Annotated in this window: 15 protein-coding genes and 1 riboswitch; of the genes, 1 reads left to right on the forward strand and 14 read right to left on the reverse strand. The window is 37.1% G+C overall.

Annotation, left to right across the window (positions count from 1 at the left end; all coding sequences use genetic code 11):
* Positions 1–11: 11 nt before the first annotated feature.
* On the forward strand, positions 12–905 hold the full coding sequence (gene gldA, locus BD809_RS03185; RefSeq protein ID WP_148781513.1) for a gliding motility-associated ABC transporter ATP-binding subunit GldA: 894 nt from the start codon (positions 12–14) through the stop codon (positions 903–905).
* A gap of 26 nt (positions 906–931) precedes the next feature.
* On the opposite strand, the gene BD809_RS03190 is transcribed toward gldA, so the two are convergent.
* The 14 genes from BD809_RS03190 to BD809_RS03255 form a co-directional block, all read right to left on the reverse strand.
* Positions 932–1,339 (reverse strand): response regulator, encoded by a 408-nt coding sequence (locus BD809_RS03190; protein WP_148781514.1) that lies wholly within the window; start codon positions 1,337–1,339, stop codon positions 932–934.
* The gene (locus BD809_RS03195) at positions 1,336–4,053 is read right to left on the reverse strand and encodes a PAS domain-containing protein (RefSeq protein WP_148781515.1); all 2,718 of its coding nucleotides are present in this window, start codon (positions 4,051–4,053) and stop codon (positions 1,336–1,338) included. Before BD809_RS03195 ends, BD809_RS03190 begins: the two co-directional genes overlap by 4 nt.
* A 116-nt stretch (positions 4,054–4,169) precedes the next feature.
* On the reverse strand, positions 4,170–7,289 hold the full coding sequence (locus BD809_RS03200; protein ID WP_148781516.1) for a PAS domain S-box protein: 3,120 nt from the start codon (positions 7,287–7,289) through the stop codon (positions 4,170–4,172).
* A 124-nt stretch (positions 7,290–7,413) separates the two neighbouring features.
* Positions 7,414–8,190, reverse strand: a complete 777-nt coding sequence (locus tag BD809_RS03205) for a head GIN domain-containing protein (protein ID WP_148781517.1) — start codon at positions 8,188–8,190, stop codon at positions 7,414–7,416.
* Positions 8,187–9,314, reverse strand: a complete 1,128-nt coding sequence (locus tag BD809_RS03210; RefSeq protein ID WP_246131414.1) for an acyloxyacyl hydrolase — start codon at positions 9,312–9,314, stop codon at positions 8,187–8,189. Before BD809_RS03210 ends, BD809_RS03205 begins: the two co-directional genes overlap by 4 nt.
* A gap of 76 nt (positions 9,315–9,390) precedes the next feature.
* Positions 9,391–10,344 carry a methylenetetrahydrofolate reductase [NAD(P)H] gene (gene metF / locus BD809_RS03215; RefSeq protein WP_148781518.1) on the reverse strand — a complete coding sequence of 318 codons (954 nt, stop codon included), beginning with the start codon at positions 10,342–10,344 and terminating at the stop codon, positions 9,391–9,393.
* Between the two features lie 41 nt (positions 10,345–10,385).
* Positions 10,386–13,079: a methionine synthase gene (gene metH / locus BD809_RS03220; RefSeq protein WP_148781519.1), complete on the reverse strand. Its 2,694-nt coding sequence runs from the start codon at positions 13,077–13,079 to the stop codon at positions 10,386–10,388.
* A 5-nt stretch (positions 13,080–13,084) separates the two neighbouring features.
* The gene (locus BD809_RS03225) at positions 13,085–14,092 is read right to left on the reverse strand and encodes a homocysteine S-methyltransferase family protein (RefSeq protein WP_148781520.1); all 1,008 of its coding nucleotides are present in this window, start codon (positions 14,090–14,092) and stop codon (positions 13,085–13,087) included.
* Positions 14,093–14,218: 126 nt separating this feature from the next.
* A riboswitch (SAM riboswitch) is annotated at positions 14,219–14,321 on the reverse strand.
* Positions 14,322–14,445: 124 nt separating this feature from the next.
* Positions 14,446–14,766 (reverse strand): 2Fe-2S iron-sulfur cluster-binding protein, encoded by a 321-nt coding sequence (locus BD809_RS03230; RefSeq protein WP_148781521.1) that lies wholly within the window; start codon positions 14,764–14,766, stop codon positions 14,446–14,448.
* Positions 14,767–14,920: 154 nt separating this feature from the next.
* Positions 14,921–15,976 carry an NAD(P)/FAD-dependent oxidoreductase gene (locus BD809_RS03235; protein WP_148781522.1) on the reverse strand — a complete coding sequence of 352 codons (1,056 nt, stop codon included), beginning with the start codon at positions 15,974–15,976 and terminating at the stop codon, positions 14,921–14,923.
* The gene (locus tag BD809_RS03240) at positions 15,963–16,616 is read right to left on the reverse strand and encodes a precorrin-2 dehydrogenase/sirohydrochlorin ferrochelatase family protein (protein ID WP_148781523.1); all 654 of its coding nucleotides are present in this window, start codon (positions 16,614–16,616) and stop codon (positions 15,963–15,965) included. The genes BD809_RS03235 and BD809_RS03240 overlap by 14 nt, the downstream gene beginning before the upstream one ends.
* A complete protein-coding gene (gene cobA, locus BD809_RS03245; RefSeq protein WP_148781524.1) occupies positions 16,616–17,443 on the reverse strand; it encodes a uroporphyrinogen-III C-methyltransferase in 828 nt (275 codons plus the stop codon). The genes BD809_RS03240 and cobA overlap by 1 nt, the downstream gene beginning before the upstream one ends.
* Positions 17,444–17,465: 22 nt before the next feature.
* The gene (locus BD809_RS03250; protein ID WP_148781525.1) at positions 17,466–19,553 is read right to left on the reverse strand and encodes a HEPN domain-containing protein; all 2,088 of its coding nucleotides are present in this window, start codon (positions 19,551–19,553) and stop codon (positions 17,466–17,468) included.
* A 106-nt stretch (positions 19,554–19,659) separates the two neighbouring features.
* Positions 19,660–20,907, reverse strand: a complete 1,248-nt coding sequence (locus BD809_RS03255) for a sulfate adenylyltransferase subunit 1 (protein WP_148781526.1) — start codon at positions 20,905–20,907, stop codon at positions 19,660–19,662.
* Positions 20,908–20,923: the final 16 nt, after the last annotated feature.

The following is a 20,923-nucleotide window of genomic DNA, read 5'->3' on the forward strand; positions in this document are numbered from 1 at the left end:
AATTAAAAAACATGTCTATATCCGTCTCCCATATTTCTAAAACGTATCATCAGGAAAAAGCAATTTCAGATATTTCTTTTACGATAAAAGAGGGAGAAATTGTGGGATTTCTTGGACCAAATGGAGCCGGAAAATCGACTATGATGAAAATTCTGACCACCTACCTGCCCCCCAACCAGGGTAGTGCTATGGTAAACACATTTGACATCATAAAAAATCCATTGGATGTTAAAAGAAGTGTAGGGTATCTTCCTGAGCATAATCCATTATATGAAGAGTTATACGTGCGAGAATACCTATCCTTTAATGCAAAAGTATATAATATACCTGCCAATCGCATTGAGGAAGTTATCACAAAAACTGGTTTGACTAATGAAGCTTCTAAAAAAATTACTCAACTTTCAAAAGGGTATCAACAGCGTGTGGGTTTAGCTTGTGCTTTGCTACATGATCCAAAAGTTCTTATTCTCGACGAGCCAACCACCGGATTGGATCCCAATCAGTTAGTGGAAATACGATCGCTAATAAAAGCTCTGGGAAAAAATAAGACGGTTTTGTTATCCACTCATATCATGCAAGAGGTAGAAGCCATGTGTGATCGAGTCATCATAATCAATAAAGGAGAACTGGTGGCTGATAGATATTTAAAGGATTTAATTGACACCAAGGAACAAATTATTGAAGTTGAATTCGATTATCGTGTTGAGGAAGCTTTCTTAAAAAGAATTCCGCATGTCATGCGGGTGATAAACAAACATAATTTTGTGTACGAAATTACATTTGATACGAGTATTGATATGCGCCCGAAGGTTTTTGACTTTGCTCACGATAACAAATTAAAAATTTTACAATTATCACGGAAAAACAAAAATATGGAAAGTCTGTTTAGAGAGCTAACACAATAATTATAAACCAATATTTGAATGCAAAATCAGCTCTGAGATGTTTCAAACTCTTTCAGAATTTCTTTGAGACGTTTTACTGATATTGGTTTGACGATATAATCACTTACTAATTCATACGACTTGGCCTTAGCCACGTCCTGAGGATCTACCGATGAGGTAACAATATAAATAGTTATTTTCTTACTGCACGGTATTTTAGTGAATTCTTCCAAAAATTGCCACCCATCAAGGATGGGCATATTGAGATCCAGTAGTAAAATATCAGGTAGTTTTTCTCCACTGGATATAATTGCTTTTAACTTATCCAAGGCTTCCCTTCCATTCTTAAATACTAAGAAGCCATTACAGAAATTTGCCAATTCCATAACCTTTTTAATACCGAAAACAAAAATCGGATCATCATCTACAATACACGCTAAATCAACTTTCTTCATTTCTTAAAATATATTTTAAAAACAGTTCCTACATTAACTTCACTTTTGACTTCAATAGTACCTCCCATAGCTACTATTTGATTTTTAGTAATAAAGAGTCCTAAACCGCGAGATTTCTCGTGATCATGAAATGTTTTATACATGCCAAACATTTTAGCCCTATGCTTTTCCAGATCAATACCTAAACCATTGTCTCTCACTTCTAAAACCTGAAACTCATTTTCAACATAGCTATTTAAGGTTATAAAGCTGTTTCGCGTTTTAGCCCTATACTTTATGCCATTAGTGATCACATTAAGACAAATACTTTCAACATATGCGGCAATGCCTAAAACTTGTGTTGAAGTATCTATATTGTTTTCAATGCGTACGTCAGATTCAAGATGCATCCCTGCAATATTCTTTATCGTTTTTCGAACCGCTTCAAACAAGTTGATATGTTCCATGTTTGATTCTTCCAAAGAATTCATTACAACCACATCATTTAAATGATGTATTGTTTCATTAAGGTTCCCGGATGCTTCACACAATAAGCCAATATATTCGTTCGATACTAACTCTGGATGTTCATCGGTTAATAAATCTAATAACATCTGAAAGTTTCCGGAATGAGATCTTAAATTATGTGAAACAATGTGCGCAAAATTCAAAAGCCTGTTATTTTGATCCTGGGTAACTTCAAGTAACGATTTTAGGTCATTCTCAACTTTTTTAATTTCTCTGATATCCGTTGCAATAGCCAAATAACCGGTTATTTCTTCATCTTGCTTTAAGGCAGTCATAGTTACCAAGACAGGAAAGGTGGTGCCGTCACTACGTCGGTGAGTCCATTCTCTGGTGTCTATTTCATTTCTGAATGGTAATATTGTAAAGATCTCAAACCCTCTAATACTACACTGATATTCTTGAGATAATTGTATTTCTCTTTTTTGTATTTCTTCGGGAAGATGCAGATCGATGTAGGAACGCTTTAGAATCATTTCATCGCGATTGTATCCTAATAAATTTTCTGCTCCCTTATTAAACGTTGTGATTTGTCCATATTTATCGGTTCCAATAACACTTACCTGTGTTATATCTTCCAAAATGTTTTCTAATTTCTGTAAGGCTTCAGATAGCTTTTTTCTAGTTTTAACTCTCGGAGTGATATCCATTATTTGAGATATAAAATACAAAGGATTATCCTCCTCATCTTTTACCAATGAAACCGAGAGGATAATATGAGCCAATTTTCCACTCTTTTGAAAATAACGCTTTTCCATTTGATAAAACGATCGTTTGCCGGCCAAGAGTTCTTCTAACAATGATAGGTCCTTATCTAAATCATCTGGATGTGTTATGTCTTGAAACGTTAACTTTCGTAGTTCTTCGGCCGTATAACCTACAATATCACATAAACTTTGATTAACCTCTATCCATTGTCCCTGTATGCTAAGAATCGCCATTCCGACGGCTGCATTTTCAAAATTACCTCTAAAAGCTTCTTCACTAATCTTTAATTTGATCTCTGCTTCTTTGGCACGTGTAATATCTGCCGTATGCATAATCACACCTCCTATATTATTATCGTGCGTATACCAGGGTCTTAATTCCCAACTTAACCACTGTAACGATCCATTTTTCTTTAAAAAACTATCTTCGTCCGATTTAAGAGTTTCTCCCTGGAGGGCCGATTTAAAAATTTCCTTCCATTTTTGACTAATGGTGGGGAAAATAGCAAAATGAGATCTTCCGATAATATTTTCATTTTTTAGGCTGTAATCCTCCAACCACTTAGTTGACACAGCCAGATACCTCATCTTACTGTCAAACATGGCAATGGCTGTTGGAGCCTCTTCTATAAACAAGCGATTTTTTTCTAGCTCATTCTTACTGGCCGTTATTTCTTGATGGGATCCAATAATCCATTCCGGAGCATCATTTTTATAACTCACTACTTTTCCTCTAGCAAGCACCCAGACCCAATGCCCTTTTTTATGACGCATTCTCACTTCGCACTCATATACGGGCGTAGATTGCTCGATATGTTCCTTTAAAAGTTTTTCCGTCTTTACACGATCTTTAGGATGCACTGAATTTTTCCAGGTTTGAATTGAAACAGGTTCTATTTCCAATAAGGAATATCCAATAATTTCTGCCCAGCGCTCACTGAAGTATATTTCACCAGTTTGTAAATTCCACTCCCAAACTCCGAGGTTTGCCCCTTCAATAATATGTTGATACCGGTCCAGTTGTCTTTGCAACCGTAATTCAGTTTGTTTTAATTTAGTGGTGTCGGTAAGAGCAACTAACAAACGATTAGCTACATTATTCTCATCAAAAACACCAATACATTTACATTCAATCGCCACCTTATGGCCTAGCTTATGCACAAAATCAATATGTTCAACATACGGGGATGTTTCTGTTCTAAAATGTGATATAGAGTTTTCGAAGAGTTGGCGTAATATAGTAATCGGCAGCGAAGTTTCGCTCAAAAGATGAGAAGAGGACTCATGACCTACAAAATGACCCAGCGTATTCCAAAATTTACTGCTAATCCATATCCGTTCAAAGGTCGATAAATCCCAATACCATAGACCATCCAGGGCTATATCCTGTACAAAATCAAAGATAGCAGTATCCCTTTGCACCAAAGCATATAATTCGTCTTTTAAATGATTGCGGCTAGGGTACGATGACACCTGTAGTCGCTTAGTTTTTTTTTGAATCATTCTATTGTAGGTTTACTAGGCTGCAGATGGGGATGATAAATTTAAAGAAAAATTAATTACTTACTGCCATTTTTTTTATTTCAACATATTAAATATTTCTTAAGATTTATTGCATATCAGGCAATATAACGCAGATACACTTTAAAATTAGACCCTTTATTCACTTCACTCTCTACTGTAATTTTACCTCCCAAAGCTTCGATCTGATTTTTGGTAATGAACAATCCAATGCCTCTAGCGTCTTCATGTTTATGAAAGGTCTTATACATTTTAAATAGTTTGGATCGATTTCTATTCAAATCTATTCCCAAGCCATTGTCTGCAAAACTAATTACTACAAACCCATCCTTTTTTGTTGCACTGATCGATACTGTGCTTTGACATGTTGGTCTGCGGTACTTAATTGCATTGGTGGTCAAATTAAGAACGATACTCTCTAAGTACGCTGGCAAAGCGAGTACCTCCATATCTTTTGGCACAGTTACTTTAATCTTGACATTGTTCTCGCTGGCACTAGACAATACCCCTTGTAAAACACTATTTACAATTTTAGAAAGATTTATTTTGTTCAAATTTTGATCTACAGATGCGCTCATTACAACAACTTCACTAAGATGTCCTATTGTTTCAGCTAAACTATCTGAGGCATTTTTAAAAAGTTTTAGAATCTCATTATCAGAAAATTCCGGAAATTCTTTATGAAACAGATTTAGAAGCATTGAAAAGTTTCCCGAATGCGAACGTAAATTATGGGATACGATATATGCGAAATTTTTCAACCGTTTATTTTGATCTTCTGCGACTTCAAGCAGAGATTTTAATCGGCCTTCTACTTTCTTAATCTCACTAACGTCAGTAATTACAAGAAGATATCCCGAAATATTGAACTCATCTTTGAGGATGGTCAGCGTACTTTGTGCAGAAAAAGTTGACCTATCCTTACGTACATATTCCCATTCGCTTGTATCACCAATTTCATCGGTAGATAATGCAGTTAGTACATCAAAATCGATATATTGCTCTTTATGGGATTCATAAAGTTCATTAGATCGTTTTTTAAGCTCCTCTTTCCTATAAAAATCGACAACCGATGTGCCCTCTATCTCTTCAAAAGAATACCCTAATAAATTTTCGGCCCCTTTATTAAAAGAAGTAATAGCACCCTTTTTATCCAATCCGATAATTCCCACTTGAGTGTTGGAATCTCTTAAAATCTTAAGTTCTGCCAAAGTTGACAGCATCCTATTCTTGGCTTCAATTCTCGGACTTATATCTATGATCTGAGATACAAAAAATAATGGAGAACCCTCACTATCTCTAACTAAAGAGACCGCTAAAATCACATGAACACTGTAGCCTTCTTTATGAATATACCGTTTTTCCATGTGATAATGTGTGCGAATTCCTTCTGTCAGTTCATTCAACAACTGAAGGTCTAAGGCAAGATCGTCTTCGTGCGTAATATCCTTAAATGTCATTGCTTGCAATTCTGAAATCGTGTATCCAACGATTTCACTAAAAGCCTCATTTACTTCTATCCACTGATATTGACAATTAGAAATTGCCATGCCAATCGCAGCATTCTCAAAATTAGCTCTAAAAGTTTCCTCACTAATGCGCAATTTTTCTTCAGTATTCTTGCGCTCAGTAATGTCGTGCATCGCCACTACAGCTCCAAAAATTTCACCATCGAGACTTCTAAGCTGAGAGCCATTTACCGACACATAGCGCTTGAACCCTTCATTGGGTTTAATAATTATTTCATCAGCTTCTAACGACCCATTTTTTAGTGTGCGAAGTAGCGGTATCTCTTCCGTTTCCAAGGGTGTTTTTCCATCTGGTTTGAATAACCCATAATATCCGGAAAGCTCTGAGGTAGGCAAAACCTCAGGTGGTAAGCCATGCCAATTCTTGGTGGTTTTATTGAAAAGCGTTAGCGTTCCCGATTGATCACAAGAAACAATACCGACCTCAATACTGTCTAAAATTGCTTCCAAAAAAGTTTGCTTTTGTTGATTGGCGTGCTCTATTTGCTTGAGTTCTGTTATATCGGAAACATGCATAATTATACCTCCGATTTTCATGGTATCAGTAAACCATGGCTTCATTTCCCATGACAACCATTGTACCGAACCATCTTTCTTATAAAACTTGTCTTCCTTACTTTTTAAAATTTCTCCTTCAAGACACCTACGATGCTGTTCTTTCCATTCTTCACTAATATGAGAAAACACTTCATAATGTGACTTTCCAATGATATCTTCCTCGTGGATATCATAATCTGTAAACCATTGTCTGGAGGCTGCCAGATAGCACATGTCCAAATCAAACATGGCTAACGCACTTGGGGCTTGCTCAATAAAAGCTCTATAGCGTTCTATATTCTTTTTACTTTCAGTAATTTCTTGGCGAGATCCAATCATACGTTCCGGATTACCTTCTTTATCCCAACTCATAACTTTACCTCGGTCTAAAAACCAAATGTAACTACCATTTTTATGTCGAACTCTGGTTTCAAATTCAAAAGTAGCTTCACAGGATTGCAACGATGTTTTTAGTTTTGAACGAAATTTTTTCACATCGATAGGCTCCATACCATTGAGCCATGTATCCATGGACAAGGGTCTCAATTCGATCAAAGTATACCCTATCATTCTGGCCCAACCTTCATTAAAGATTACTTCGTCAGTTTTTAGATCCCATTCCCAAGTCCCTATGTTTGAACCTTCAATTATGTGCTCATAGCGCTGTAATTGTCTCTGTAGCTCAAATTCTACCTTTTTGAGTTTAGTAATATCGGTATGAGCGCCTAACATGCGTACCGGTTTACCCTCAGCATTTCTAATTACTAGACCTCGACACTGTATCCATAGTGTATGTCCTAATTTGTGGGTATAGCGTACCACCTGATCGTAGCTATAAGAGGGGTCGTGAAGATGCCTATTTGCATTCTCCATAGCTAGCGCTAAATCCTCCTGATTGATAATATCTTGCCACGCTGAGGATTTGTGGGGCATTACTTTAGGATCATACCCCAAAACTGTCCAAAATTTGTCATCCATCCATTCATTCTCAGGATCTTCTAAATCCCAAAACCATAAACCGTCTAATGCTGCTTTTTGAACAAAATCAAAAATCAAATCATTTTCTTTGATCAGCGTATTCAGCTCGTTTTGCAAATAATTTTTGGTGGAAGTACTTTTCTTACTGTTTTGAATAGATAATTTTATTGGCATACCTAACGTTTGAGGTTATTAGAATTTGGGGGAATTCTATAAAGTTAGGCATAAAAAAGATGATGATTCTGCGTTTTAACCACAATAATATTACGTTAAAAACATAAAAAACAATTACTTACACTTACTCCAGGTCGAATATAAGTTTACCGGTATAGAATTGTTTTACCGCTACCTCCTCTGGTTCGAATACACTTATAACATCTCCGGTACTTCGAATTTCTCCCTTTAAAGAAACTTGGGGATTTACTATTATTTTATTTGCTCCGCGATGATATACTGTAACATAATCAGCCATAAGCGACTTTCCTTCAAAACGACCGGTACCAGAATAGAGTCCGACCGTAAGGTTGCTTACAAATCCTCTTATTTTGAAAGATGCAATATTATTTCCAACAATATTTAGTTTTTCTGAATCAATGGTAAGCTCAAAAACACCTGTTGTATTACCTTCTGCATAACCAACATCTTCAGACAGTAAGGTCAGACTATCAAAACTCAATACTCCTTCTGAACGAATAGCAAATTGAGTCGCACTTCTAATTACTGTGAGCTTTGGTACACTAATATAAAATTTGGTTTGATTAAAATCTCTAACAAAATTGCAATCATTTACATTACTCAAAATAAGCTCCCCATTTATCACCTCTGCTGAGACTTCATTAATTAAGTTCTCCCCAGTCTCTACTACAACTTTCGTTGTATCTCCTTGCTTTAAAACAAGTTCGATATTCGGACCAACCAGAATTTTTGTAAAAGGCGTTACCTCCATTTCCCGACTCACGAGATTCCCCGTTCGTTGAAAACAATCTGGTGCATTCTCTGTATCACATCCCAATATAACTGTAAAAAACAACAGGAAAAGTATTGTGTGCGCTTGAATGTTAATATATCTGCTCATAATCGATATCCAATTGAGTATTCAATAGCTTCTGCTTTGGCTGCATGTGAACGAACGGTTATTGCACCAAAAATAGAGGACGTAAAGTTGTATTTTAGTCCAGCTCTATTATACATGGTCCCTTCAAAATCATAAGGGTAGTAAAAATAATATCCAAAGTTTATAAGTATAGCTAATTTATTAATGGTTAGTTCATGTCCAACATATACTCCCGCTCTTTTTGAATCCTCGTTCCCTGTAGTACCATCCCCAAAATCCCCAACCGCGCGATAATCGATATAGCGTTCCAGAGCTTTTGAGAAAAATAATTCTGACCCAACAACGATAGTACTTTTTTTATTCAATTGCTTATGTGCAAACATCCCAACCGTAAGAAAAGGGTATCTTCCCGAACCCACCAAATCACTTTCATTGAAACCTCCACTTAACATTACTCCTAGGCCAATAGGTCTTGACCCTCTTAATAAACCTTCTTCTTTCGCAATATATTGTTTTGGTTGCTGACTCAAATTATAATTCACTGCGACATTGGCAAAGAGGGTATTGGTACTTTTATTAGGTGCTTTGGAGTTGCCATTAGAGTAATGTAAAATACCTATACCCAATTGTAATCCAACATGCTGTATAACATTTTGATGGCGATAATTTAAAAGCGCATAACTAGCACTCATAATATGAGATCCATAAGCAATATTGCGGTAATTATCATCAATATCATACGGCTTCGAAGCGTAGGTTGCTCCTTGGGCTATTCTAAGCTGTAGGTATCGTCTTAAAAAATAAAAGTTATAATGTGCGAATGCTCCAATACTGATTCCTAAAAAATCATTCTTTAAATCCTGATACACTAATGAAACTCCGTAATCCGGATAATTATACAGTCTCTGCCACTCTTTATCCCCATAAGTTTGATGATTAATTGCCAGTATGAGACCTGATGGATGACTAGTGATCAGATGAGAAATATCAGGATTGTGTTTTAGTATAGTACCTTGAAAAGCATTGATATCAATGCTATATGATTTATTAGTTACAGTTTCTTTATCCACCGATAATTTCATCGGAGTCTGAGCATAACCCATACCCATGACCACAATTACAAAAAAAATGATTCTCCTTATCATGCGGCTAAAGTACTGTACCCTCCGCTGCTACACAAGTTTTTAATCTGAGTTGTTTTTTATATAAACTCAAAACTACTTAAAATATGGCTGCAGCTATTTTTTTTATATTATCGGACTTCCCCATAGAATAATAGTGCAGCACCGGAACGCCATACGCCATTAATTCTTTGGACTGGTGAATAGCAAATTCTACTCCCACTTCTCGCACCTCTGCATTTGTCTTGCACTTTTCTATGGCCTTCACTAATTCGTCCGGCATATCTAATTTAAAAACCTGAGGTAGTAAATGAAGATGCTTTTTTATTGAAACCGGTTTGATCCCCGGAATAATGGGCACAGAAATCCCAGCAGCTCTTGCCTCTTCTACAAATTTAAAATAGCGTTGATTATCAAAAAACATCTGAGTAACCACATAATCCGCCCCTGCATCAACTTTTTCTTTTAACCTTCTTAAGTCTGAATTTAACGAAGGCGCTTCGACATGTTTTTCGGGATACCCGGCTACGCCGATACAAAAATCCGAATTGGTCTCAGTCTCGACAACTTCATGTAAAAATTTTCCTTGGTTCATCGCTACAATTTGTGATACCAGCTCATTAGCATAGCAATGCCCTCCGTTTGTAGGTGTAAAATACTTTTCTTCCTTCATGGCATCTCCGCGTAAAGCCATTACATTGTCAATTCCCAAATAATGGCAATCAACCAACAAATATTCTGTTTCTTCTTTGGTAAATCCTCCACATAAAACATGTGGTATAGCATCCACATTATATTTATGAGTAATAGCTGCACAGATTCCTACAGTACCCGGACGCATTCTTGTTAGTTTTTTATCTAATAAACCCTTCTTATTTATATAAATATATTCTTCTCTCGAGGTCGTTACATCAATAAACGGAGGATTGAACTCCATCAACGGATCAATATTATTATACAACTCTTGAATATTTCTTCCTTTTTGGGGCGGAATCAGCTCAAATGAGAATAGTGTTTTACCCTTTGACTGTTCAATGTGATCTGTAACCTTCATATACTACATTACTATTAAGTGCTTTTTATAAATCGTTTTTATCAGTCCTCAGAGAGGTTAGGATTCAACCATTTTTTTGCTGATTCGAGGGTGATGTTCTTTCGTTCTGCAAAATCTTCTACTTGATCCTCTTTGATTTTACCCAGTCCAAAATAGCGTGCCTCTTCATTTCCAAAATAGTATCCGGACACAGAGGCAGCAGGCCACATAGCTAAACTATCGGTAAGCTCTACACCAATCCGCTCCTTTACGCTGAGAATTTTCCAGATTTCTAATTTTTCTAAATGATCAGGGCAAGCCGGGTAACCTGGAGCAGGCCGTATGCCTTTGTAGCTCTCTTTAATCAAAGCTTCATTACTCAAATGTTCATCGCTGGCATATCCCCAATATTCTTTCCGAATTTTTTCATGTAGATATTCTGCAAAAGCTTCAGCCAATCGATCGGCGAGTGCTTTAATCATAATAGCGTTATAATCATCAAGCTCCGATTCGAAACGCTCCGCTAATTCTCTGGTACCGAACCCGGTTGTTACGCAAAAGCATCCTATATAATCCTTCCTGTCACTATCGGAGGGCGCAATAAAATCGGATAATGCAAAGTTTGGTTTCCCTGCATGTTTTTTTAACTGTTGCCTTAATGTTCTAAACGTACCTATCGTTGTTCCATCAGCATATATGTGAATATCATCATCGTTAACTGTATTGGCTTCAAAAAGACCAAAAATACCTTTCGCTTTTAACAACTTTTGATCTATCACAGTACTCAATAGCTTTTTTGCATCTTTGAAAAGAATTATTGCCTGTTCTCCAACCACAGTATCGGTTAAAATATCAGGATACTTACCATGTAAATCCCAGGATCTAAAAAAAGGAGACCAATCAATATAAGGCTCTAATACATTCAGCTCCAAAGATTCGATACATTGCACTCCAAGTTGATTTGGTTTTTTTATCAAAGTCGACGACCAATCAATCTGAAATTTATTTTTTCTGGCTTCAGCAATGGATAAATATTCTTTGTGCTTTGTTCGTTTGTGAAAACCAATTCTAAACTTTTCATAATCAGCCTTTAGATCTCCTACATATTTCTGATTATTGCGCTGATTGAGTAGATCTCCCACAACGGTCACTGCTCTTGAAGCATCATTCACATGCACCACTGCATTTTTGTATTGGGGGTCAATTTTGATCGCTGTATGTGCCTTTGAGGTTGTTGCGCCACCAATAAGTAACGGAACCTTAAAATTCCTTCGTTCCATTTCTTTCGCTAAAAACACCATTTCATCCAGTGACGGAGTTATTAATCCGCTCAACCCAATAACATCGACTTGCTTATCTATAGCTGTTTGAATAATTTTCTCAGGAGCTACCATAACACCCAAATCAATTATTTCATAGTTATTACATGCTAAGACAACCGAAACGATATTCTTACCAATATCATGAACATCCCCCTTGACAGTAGCCATTAAAACTCTACCAGCACCCTTAGTTTCCTTTCCGGTTTGGGGGTTTTTCTTTTTTTCTTCTTCGATGAACGGTAATAAATAGGCCACTGCTTTTTTCATTACTCTTGCAGACTTTACCACCTGTGGTAAAAACATTTTACCGGAGCCAAAGAGATCTCCAACCACATTCATACCTGTCATTAAATGACCTTCGATAACCTCAATTGGTTTTGTAACAGATAATCGTGCTTCTTCTATATCCTCGAGCACGTAGGTATCGATTCCTTTTACAAGCGCACGTGTTATTCGAACTTGCACCGGTTCTTCCCTCCAGGATAGGTCTATCGTACTTTCTTTTGCTTTACTGACTACGGTTTCTGCAAAATCTAAAAGTCGTTCTGTAGCATCATCTCTTCGATTTAGCATCACATCTTCTACACGTTCCAGTAAATCTTTAGGGATGTCATCATATATTTCCAGCATAGTTGGATTCACAATCCCCATATTCATCCCCGCCTTAATAGCATGATATAAAAACACTGAATGCATCGCCTCTCTTACAGGGTTGTTACCTCTGAAAGAAAAAGAAACATTACTTACACCTCCACTAACACTACAATAAGGCAGATTTTCTTTGACCCAAGCCGTAGCTTCGATAAAATCCAACGCATTTCGTTTGTGTTCCTCCATGCCTGTGGCTACGGGAAAAATGTTTAAATCAAAAATGATATCCTCCGGAGGAAACTTCACCTTATTGACAAGAATATCATAAGACCGTTTAGCTATTTCTATTCGTCTCTCATAAGTATCTGCCTGACCCACCTCATCAAAAGCCATAACAATCACTGCCGCTCCATAACGCTTAATAGCCTTTGCGTAATTTAAAAACTCTTCTTCTCCTTCTTTTAAACTTATGGAGTTTACAACACATTTACCCTGAACCACTTGTAAACCGGCTTCGATAATTTCCCATTTTGAACTGTCAATCATGATGGGAACCCTAGCTATATCAGGCTCTGAAACGATAAGATTCAGGAATTTGACCATGGCTTCTTTGCCATCGATCAAACCATCGTCCATATTAATATCAATGATCTGAGCTCCACCTTCAACCTGATGTCTGGCTATGTCTAAAGCTTCTTCAAATTTTTCTTCTTTTATCAGTCTTAAAAACTTCTTAGAACCAGCTACATTGGTTCGCTCTCCTACATTGATAAAGTTAGTATCGGCTGTTACGACCAAAGGTTCAAGTCCTGATAATTTTAAAAGTCTATGCTGTTCAGTCATGGTGTTTAAATGCTTTTTATAGTACGCACTTGTCTTGGTTTATATTTTGAGGCTATCTCAGCAATGGCTTTTATATGTTCTGGTGTGGTTCCGCAACAACCCCCAACAATATTCACTAATCCTTTTTCTAAATATTCCTTAATTTGGGATGCCATCTGTTCGGGAGTTTCGTCATATGCTCCGAAAGGATTAGGTAAACCGGCGTTCGGGTGTGCAGAGACGGCAAACGATGTTTTTTGAGCCAGAACTTCCAGATGCGGGGTGAGTTGACTCGCCCCAAGTGCACAATTGAATCCAACAGAAAGTAACGGAATATGGGAAACAGAAATTAAAAAAGCCTCGGCCGTTTGACCAGAGAGCGTTCTCCCACTAGCATCTGTGATCGTACCACTAATCATTATAGGAATATTACACTCTCGCTCCTCCTTTATTTCTTCAATTGCAAAAAGAGCTGCTTTTGCATTGAGTGTATCAAATACGGTTTCTACTAACAACACATCTACTCCTCCGTCTAGCAAAGCATTTACCTGCAAAGCATAGGCTTTCTTTAGTTCATCAAATGTTACCGCGCGGTAGCCCGGATCGTTTACATCAGGTGACATACTCGCTGTTCGATTTGTTGGTCCTATAGATCCGGCAACAAACCTAGGTTTCTCAGGTTCCTTTTCTGTAAATATGTCGGCAGCTTCTTTAGCAATTCTAGCGGATTCAAAATTGAGTTCATATACTAAATCTTCCATTTGGTAATCAGCCATGGCAATGGTAGTTCCAGAAAAAGTATTCGTCTCAACGATATCAGCGCCAACTTCAAAGTAATAGGAATGAATATCTTTAATTACTTTTGGCTGAGTAAGACTCAATAAATCATTATTCCCCTGTAATGGCACAGGCCAATCTTTGAACCGCTCACCTCTAAAATCTGCTTCGCTAAATTTATGACGTTGTAACATGGTACCCATGGCGCCATCCAAAATTAAAACTCGATCCTTTAAAACTTCAGAAATATCTTTCATACACAACCTTGAGGGCTCAAAAGAGACCTATTATTATTAAAAAAAAACCACAACAAACTAGTATATGGTTAGTATATGTATCAAGAAAAAACAAGGAAAAAGCATAGTATACACTACTATGAATCTGAGTTATCTATTCCCTAAGGGATAGAATGTAGCACCTTCTTTAACAGATAAAGGGTTGCTAAGGCTTCGCAGGGTCTATTCCCTCCGCCTTTCTTGATAACATTTAAATATACTTAAGAACTAATCAATACAACTATTGATTTTATAACACAAAGTAAGGATATAGCTTTGTGTTATGCAACTTTATTTTGAATTATATAAATGCATAGTTTTTATAAACACTGCAATTATGATTCTGGTGCTAATTCAATCTCCAATCCATCCAGTTCCTGAGTAATCGGAATTTGACACCCTAAACGACTGTTATCTTCAACATAAAAAGCCTCTGCCAACATCATATCTTCATCGTACCCCATCTCTGGTAACGGATGATCTGATAAAACATAGCATTGACAAGAAGCACACATTGCCATCCCGCCACAAGTTCCTTCAACCGGTAACTCATACGCCTTACAAACCTCCATAATATTCATAGCCATATCGGTTGGAGCCTGCACTTCGTGTACCACCCCTTCTCTATCTTTTATTTTTATCGTGATATCTGACATCTAATAATAACTTGTAAGTAACTTAAATATTTTGATTTCTTATTCAAAGATACTGAACTCATCTTGACTTTTAGATTATTACCAAGAATGAGTTCATTAAAAAGAAGGATTCTGAGATAGAATCCATCTTGTATGTATGCTGGTATTTTATTGTCTAGTTGATAGATTTCACAACTTCTTTTTTGGCTTCTTTTTTAGTTCCATCAAAGCCTTCTACTCCACCAACTGTTGTATATTTCATCACATATTTTTTATCCGGAAAAATACGTTGGTAGGCGCTTTGACACATGATAGCAGCTTCATGAAAACCGGACAGGATTAGTTTCAGCTTTCCTTTATATGTATTCACATCTCCAATGGCGTATATTCCGGGAACATTGGTTTGATAATCGTACGAATTATCGACTTTGATAGCATTCTTTTCGATTTCTAACCCCCAATCTGCGATAGGTCCTAACTTTGGAGATAATCCGAATAAGGGAATAAAATAATCAGTCTCAAAATGAATATCTCCTTCAGTTTTATGACGAATTCCCACGGCGGTTAATTTCTCATCTCCCTTCAACTCCTTTACTTCTGCTTCAGTAATAAGATTTACTTTTCCTAGTTTTGATAATTCTGCAACACGTTCCACAGAATCAAGTGCTCCCCGAAATTCGTTACGTCTATGAACAAGAGTTACCTCACTGGCAACATCTGCCAAAAAAATGGACCAGTCTAATGCTGAATCACCCCCACCTGCAATAACCACTCTTTTATCACGATACACTTCTGGATCTCTAATAATATAGGCTACTCCATTATCTTCATATAGATCAATATTTGGAATCGGTGGTTTGCGTGGTTCAAAAGAACCTAATCCTCCAGCAATAGCTATGACAGGTGCATTATGTTTTGTTCCTTTATTTGTAGTCACAACAAAAGTGTCATCTTCCAGTTTCTCGATCGTTTGCGCCCTTTCGCCCAGTGTAAATCCAGGCTCAAAAGGTTTGATTTGTTCCATTAAATTGTTGACCAGATCTCCCGCTAAAATCTCAGGAAATCCGGGGATATCATAAATCGGTTTTTTAGGATAGATTTCGGCACACTGTCCTCCGGGTTGTGGTAAAGCGTCAATTAAATGTGTTTTAAGCTTAAGTAACCCCGCTTCAAATACTGTAAATAAGCCTGTAGGTCCGGCGCCAATTATTAATATATCAGTTTTGATCATTTTCAACTTCTTTTTTTCCTATTAATCCTTTGGTGAATTCGTTTAATATTTCAACTTTTTGTTCAAAATCACCTTGTATTGTTTTTCTGTATTCGTTTAAATTTTTTACCAGGTCATCTATGTTTTCGGGAATTACTTCCTCGAAAAATTGACGTAACCGCTTTGCTGTAGTCGGTGATTGTCCATTCGTGGATATTGCGACTTTGACATTCCCCTTGGTAACAATTCCTCCCATATAAAAATCACAATAGGGTGGATTATCTGCAACATTCACTAAGATAGCTCTTTTTCGACAATCTCTGTATACCGTCTTATTGACCTCTGGCTTGTCTGTCGTAGCAATCACGATATGCTTACTCTTGAGAAAACGTTTTTTGTAATTTTTGGTTATCAATGTAACTCCAAAACGATCTGCTAAAGTTTTTGTTTCTTCTCTAAATATGGGTGAAATCATAGTTACCTGGGCATCAGGACTTGATTTTAAAAGAAACGTAAGTTTTTCTAAAGCAACATTGCCTCCACCAACAATTAGAACTTCTAATTGCTTAACTTTTAGAAAGATTGGATACAAATTATTACGGCTAGAGTGAGAATCCTCTTGTAGTGTAGTATTTTTATTATGCTGTACAGCTTCTTTCATCACCAACTCCTTACATTACTATCATGATACACTTCTGCTTGTACATTCTGAAGAAATCTATCTTTCACAGACAAAAAACTTCTTTGCGCAACCACTTCTCCTATGACGATTATTGCCGGGGAAGACAAATTTTTATCTTCCACAATATGCTCAATAGAATCAATCGTTCCTATCCCAAACTTCTCGTGTATGGTTGTGCCATTTTGTATAACAGCGACCGGCATATTAGCTTTATTTTGGGCAGCAAAGATACTAACTATTTCACTCAACTTACTCATTCCCATCAAAATTACCACCGTCGCATTGGATTGTGCTGCCAATTGCACATCGCCAGATAGTTTATGAGATTTTGTAGTTCCTGTAATAACCCAAAAGCTTTCTGCTGCTCCGCGTTTTGTCAGCGGAATCCCCTGATACGCAGGAACAGCAAGGGCTGAAGAAATACCAGGCACTACAGCCGTCTCGATACCATGTTTTTGGGCTTCGTCAATTTCTTCGGCACCACGACCAAAGATGAAAGGATCACCTCCTTTGAGACGGACTACGTGTTTGAGGCTTTTTGCACGATCAATAATTAATTCATTGATTTGTGCTTGTTGATACGTATAACAACCTTTACGTTTACCAACAAAAATCTTTTCGCAATGCTTGGGCGCATATGCAAGTAACTCCTCATTTACTAGTGCATCATATAGTACTACATCTGCACTATGTAAAGCATGAATTGCCTTCAATGTGATCAGTTCAGGGTCTCCCGGTCCTGCACCAACAACGGTCAATACTCCTTGACGATCTTTATCCACGTTACCATTTATCTTTATTTTCATAGTCAATTGCTCTAAATTTTAGCTACGCGGTAATTTCTGATGTTCTCAAACTTCTAGCCTTTGCTATAAATTCCTGGGTTGCTTTTATATAAGAAAGTGCAAACTCTTTTGTCGGCGCATTCTCCTTAATTTGATATGCCAGCGATGAAAATGTAGTACTCAAGGAAATTTTACCGGTTGTTACAAACTCTTCATCAAATTGACTTATGATTCCTGCATGGGTATTGGTTTTTTTATTTTCTGCCAATAACAAGGCTTTTGCAGAATTTACCAACGCGCTATACGCGTGATAAATAGCGTCAGAATAAATAGTATCAACTAAAGATTTTTCTGCATTTTCTACTTTCTCTTCACTCTCCAGAAATAATGTTTCTATCAAATCGATTACTACACCTGCACATTCACCAATCCCTATTTCTTTTACATATTTATCTTCATTACCCCAGTCAATAAAATCCTCCTGCGTTAGATTCTCAATATTTGATAAATCGGTAAGTAACTCATAAAAGTATTTCTCTCCTTTCTCTTGATAATAGTCCATAAAAGGAATACCCGAACTATTTTTCTCAAAATCATCCAAAATTCGACGTAAAGCTTCCGGTCCTCTTCTACTGGGAATCTTAACTACTTTATCTGCAAAACGTCCGTTTCCATCACCCATATTTCCACCACCAAGCAACACTTGTAAGGCCGGTGCGACTAATTTATCTTTGGTACGAACAGACATTCCCTGAAAGCCAATATTGGCCATATTATGTTGTCCGCAGGCGTTCATACAACCACTGATCTTGATAACCATGTCATCTTTTTCCAGATATTGCGGGTACTCTAATTTGATTATACGCTCCAATTCCTCGGCGATCCCTGTACTACTTGCAATACCTAAATTACATGTATCCGTTCCAGGACATGCTGTAATATCAATAGCTTTGTTATATCCAGGAGCTGCAAAGCCGAGTTTTTCTAAAATTGTATAGACCACAGGTATCAAATCCTCATGGACATGCGGAATCAAAATATTTTGTCGTAAGGATAAACGTAACTCCCCCGCAGCATATTTATCAACTAAATCTGCGAGCAAGCGTGCTTTGTCAGTATAAAAATCCCCGAGAAGCGCTTTGATACCAATAGCAACGTATCCTTCTTGTTTTTGTCGTATTACATTGGTTGATTTCCAAAGTTCAAACGCTTTTTGGTCTGCAATTTCGACCACGGGAGCAACTATCTTTTTTGGCACTGAGATTTTATATGACTCAGCATCAATCTTCACACTTTTTTGCGGAATAGCAAGTTGTTCTTCTTCAACAAGTGTTCTAAAAGCCTCCAGACCTATATCCTTTATTAGAAATTTCATTCGCGCCTTCGCCCTACTTTTTCTTTCGCCATGACGGTCAAAAACACGTATGACGCCTTCCATCAAAGGGATTATTTTTTCGGTAGCTAAAAATTCATAAAAAACATCTGCATGACGGGGTTGTGAACCAAGACCACCACCTAACATTACTTTAAATCCTCGAACACCATTCTCCATTTTAGCTATAAATCCAAGGTCGTGCATGTAAGAAAGTCCTGTATCTTCATCGGTCCCGGAGAAGGAGACTTTAAACTTTCGCCCCATTTCCTGACTTATTGGATTTCTAAGAAAATATTGAAACACAGCGTGAGCATAAGGGGAAACATCAAACGGCTCGTTTGGATCTATCCCTGCGGTCTCTGAAGCGGTCACATTACGCACCGTATTACCACATGCTTCTCTAAGAGTAATGTCGTCTTTTTCTAACGCTGCCCACAATTCTGGAGTACGATCTAGATCCACATAATGAATCTGAATATCTTGTCGTGTAGTAATATGTAAGCGTCCCCGTGAATACTCGTCAGACACTTCACTAATTCTTCTTAGCTGATTAGACGTTACTTTACCGTATGGTAATTTGATACGGATCATTTGTACGCCTTCTTGTCGTTGTCCATACACCCCTCTGGCTAAACGAAGACTTCTAAATTTTTCTTCGTCCACCTTGCCGTTCTTGAAAAGTTCGATTTTATTGGCTAATTCCAAAATATCCTTTTCAACTACGGGATTTTCTATTTCAGTTCTAAAACTTTGCATTTTGCTTTGATATTTTTCCTTATAAAAGGACGTATGTATGACTTTTGTATATGAACTATTCCTACTTATAAATACATTAAAATACTTTGATTATCAGCATGATATTCTAATCAATAAAACCAACACCTGCAGTAGTATTTGTTTGTGCGTCAATAAGTATAAAAGAACCTGAAGCCTTATTGTTTTTATAACTATCAAAAGCCAAAGGTTTACTTAATTGAATTGTTATACTTCCGATTTCATTGAGCTGTAACGCATTAGTTGATTCATCAATGTTAGAGAAATCGGTGGCAACCTGTCCATGAATTGCTTTGATCTTAGACAGTATTCTGTTACTTCCACTCTGCAGAAAATAATTAGCTCCGGGAACAAGGTTTTTACTATCCATCCAACATACAGTGGCAGTGAGTTGCTTAGCTACTTGTGGCTTCTCCTCGAATTTAACAATCATATCCCCTCTACTAACATTCACATCATCATCTAAAGTCAGCACAAAGGAGCTGCCACGACTTGCCGTATCAAACTGCTTATCAAAAAAATGAATTTCTTTGACTTTTGAAGTTGTCAAAGAAGGCAATACGGTAATATCATCCCCAACAGAGAGATCGCCCCCATATAATTTACCGGCATAGCCTCTAAAATCATGAAATTCATCCTTTTTGGGACGAATAACGGTTTGTACCGGAAAACGCACCTGCGATACTTCGTAAAGATCTTGAGCGTTCAGTTCTTCTAAATGCTCTAGTAAGGTTTCTCCAGAATACCAAGGTGTATTTGCTGATTTTTCAACTACATTGTCGCCTTGTAGAGCGCTGACAGGAATAAACGTTATATTCTGCTCGGCGTAGGCACTCTTGTCAATCAATTTTTGAAACTCTGCTTTTATAGCCTTAAATGTATTTTCAGAAAAATCTACTAAATCCATTTTATTAATGGCAACAATAATATCTTTTACGCGCAGTAAATTATTAATAAAGAAATGTCTGTAGGTCTGTTCGATCACTCCCTTTCTTGCATCCACCAAAATGATAGAAGCTTGAGAAGTAGACGCTCCCGTAACCATATTACGTGTATATTCGATATGACCCGGTGTGTCGGCGATGATATAACTTTTTTTACGTGTAGAGAAATAAATATGAGCCACATCAATCGTTATTCCTTGCTCACGCTCTGCAACCAAACCATCGGTTGCTAATGAAAAATCTAAATAATCGAAACCATTGGCTTTACTCTTAGTTTCAATGGCTTCCAGTTTATCAGTAGTTAATGATTTGGTATCATATAAAATTCTACCAATCAAGGTGCTTTTACCATCATCTACACTACCAGCTGTCGCTATTTTTAATACGTCCATAGCTTTTTATATTAGT

This window comes from Aquimarina intermedia (genome assembly GCF_008124785.1).
Classification (GTDB): domain Bacteria; phylum Bacteroidota; class Bacteroidia; order Flavobacteriales; family Flavobacteriaceae; genus Aquimarina; species Aquimarina intermedia.

Bases quoted from the DNA above. Each gene is read 5' to 3' on its own strand.
- gldA (WP_148781513.1), top strand. From the start codon at position 12: ATGTCTATATCCGTCTCCCATATTTCTAAAACGTATCATCAGGAAAAA.
- BD809_RS03190 (WP_148781514.1), bottom strand. From the start codon at position 1,339: ATGAAGAAAGTTGATTTAGCGTGTATTGTAGATGATGATCCGATTTTT.
- BD809_RS03195 (WP_148781515.1), bottom strand. From the start codon at position 4,053: ATGATTCAAAAAAAAACTAAGCGACTACAGGTGTCATCGTACCCTAGC.
- BD809_RS03200 (WP_148781516.1), bottom strand. From the start codon at position 7,289: ATGCCAATAAAATTATCTATTCAAAACAGTAAGAAAAGTACTTCCACC.
- BD809_RS03205 (WP_148781517.1), bottom strand. From the start codon at position 8,190: ATGAGCAGATATATTAACATTCAAGCGCACACAATACTTTTCCTGTTG.
- BD809_RS03210 (WP_246131414.1), bottom strand. From the start codon at position 9,314: ATGATAAGGAGAATCATTTTTTTTGTAATTGTGGTCATGGGTATGGGT.
- metF (WP_148781518.1), bottom strand. From the start codon at position 10,344: ATGAAGGTTACAGATCACATTGAACAGTCAAAGGGTAAAACACTATTC.
- metH (WP_148781519.1), bottom strand. From the start codon at position 13,079: ATGACTGAACAGCATAGACTTTTAAAATTATCAGGACTTGAACCTTTG.
- BD809_RS03225 (WP_148781520.1), bottom strand. From the start codon at position 14,092: ATGAAAGATATTTCTGAAGTTTTAAAGGATCGAGTTTTAATTTTGGAT.
- BD809_RS03230 (WP_148781521.1), bottom strand. From the start codon at position 14,766: ATGTCAGATATCACGATAAAAATAAAAGATAGAGAAGGGGTGGTACAC.
- BD809_RS03235 (WP_148781522.1), bottom strand. From the start codon at position 15,976: ATGATCAAAACTGATATATTAATAATTGGCGCCGGACCTACAGGCTTA.
- BD809_RS03240 (WP_148781523.1), bottom strand. From the start codon at position 16,616: ATGAAAGAAGCTGTACAGCATAATAAAAATACTACACTACAAGAGGAT.
- cobA (WP_148781524.1), bottom strand. From the start codon at position 17,443: ATGAAAATAAAGATAAATGGTAACGTGGATAAAGATCGTCAAGGAGTA.
- BD809_RS03250 (WP_148781525.1), bottom strand. From the start codon at position 19,553: ATGCAAAGTTTTAGAACTGAAATAGAAAATCCCGTAGTTGAAAAGGAT.
- BD809_RS03255 (WP_148781526.1), bottom strand. From the start codon at position 20,907: ATGGACGTATTAAAAATAGCGACAGCTGGTAGTGTAGATGATGGTAAA.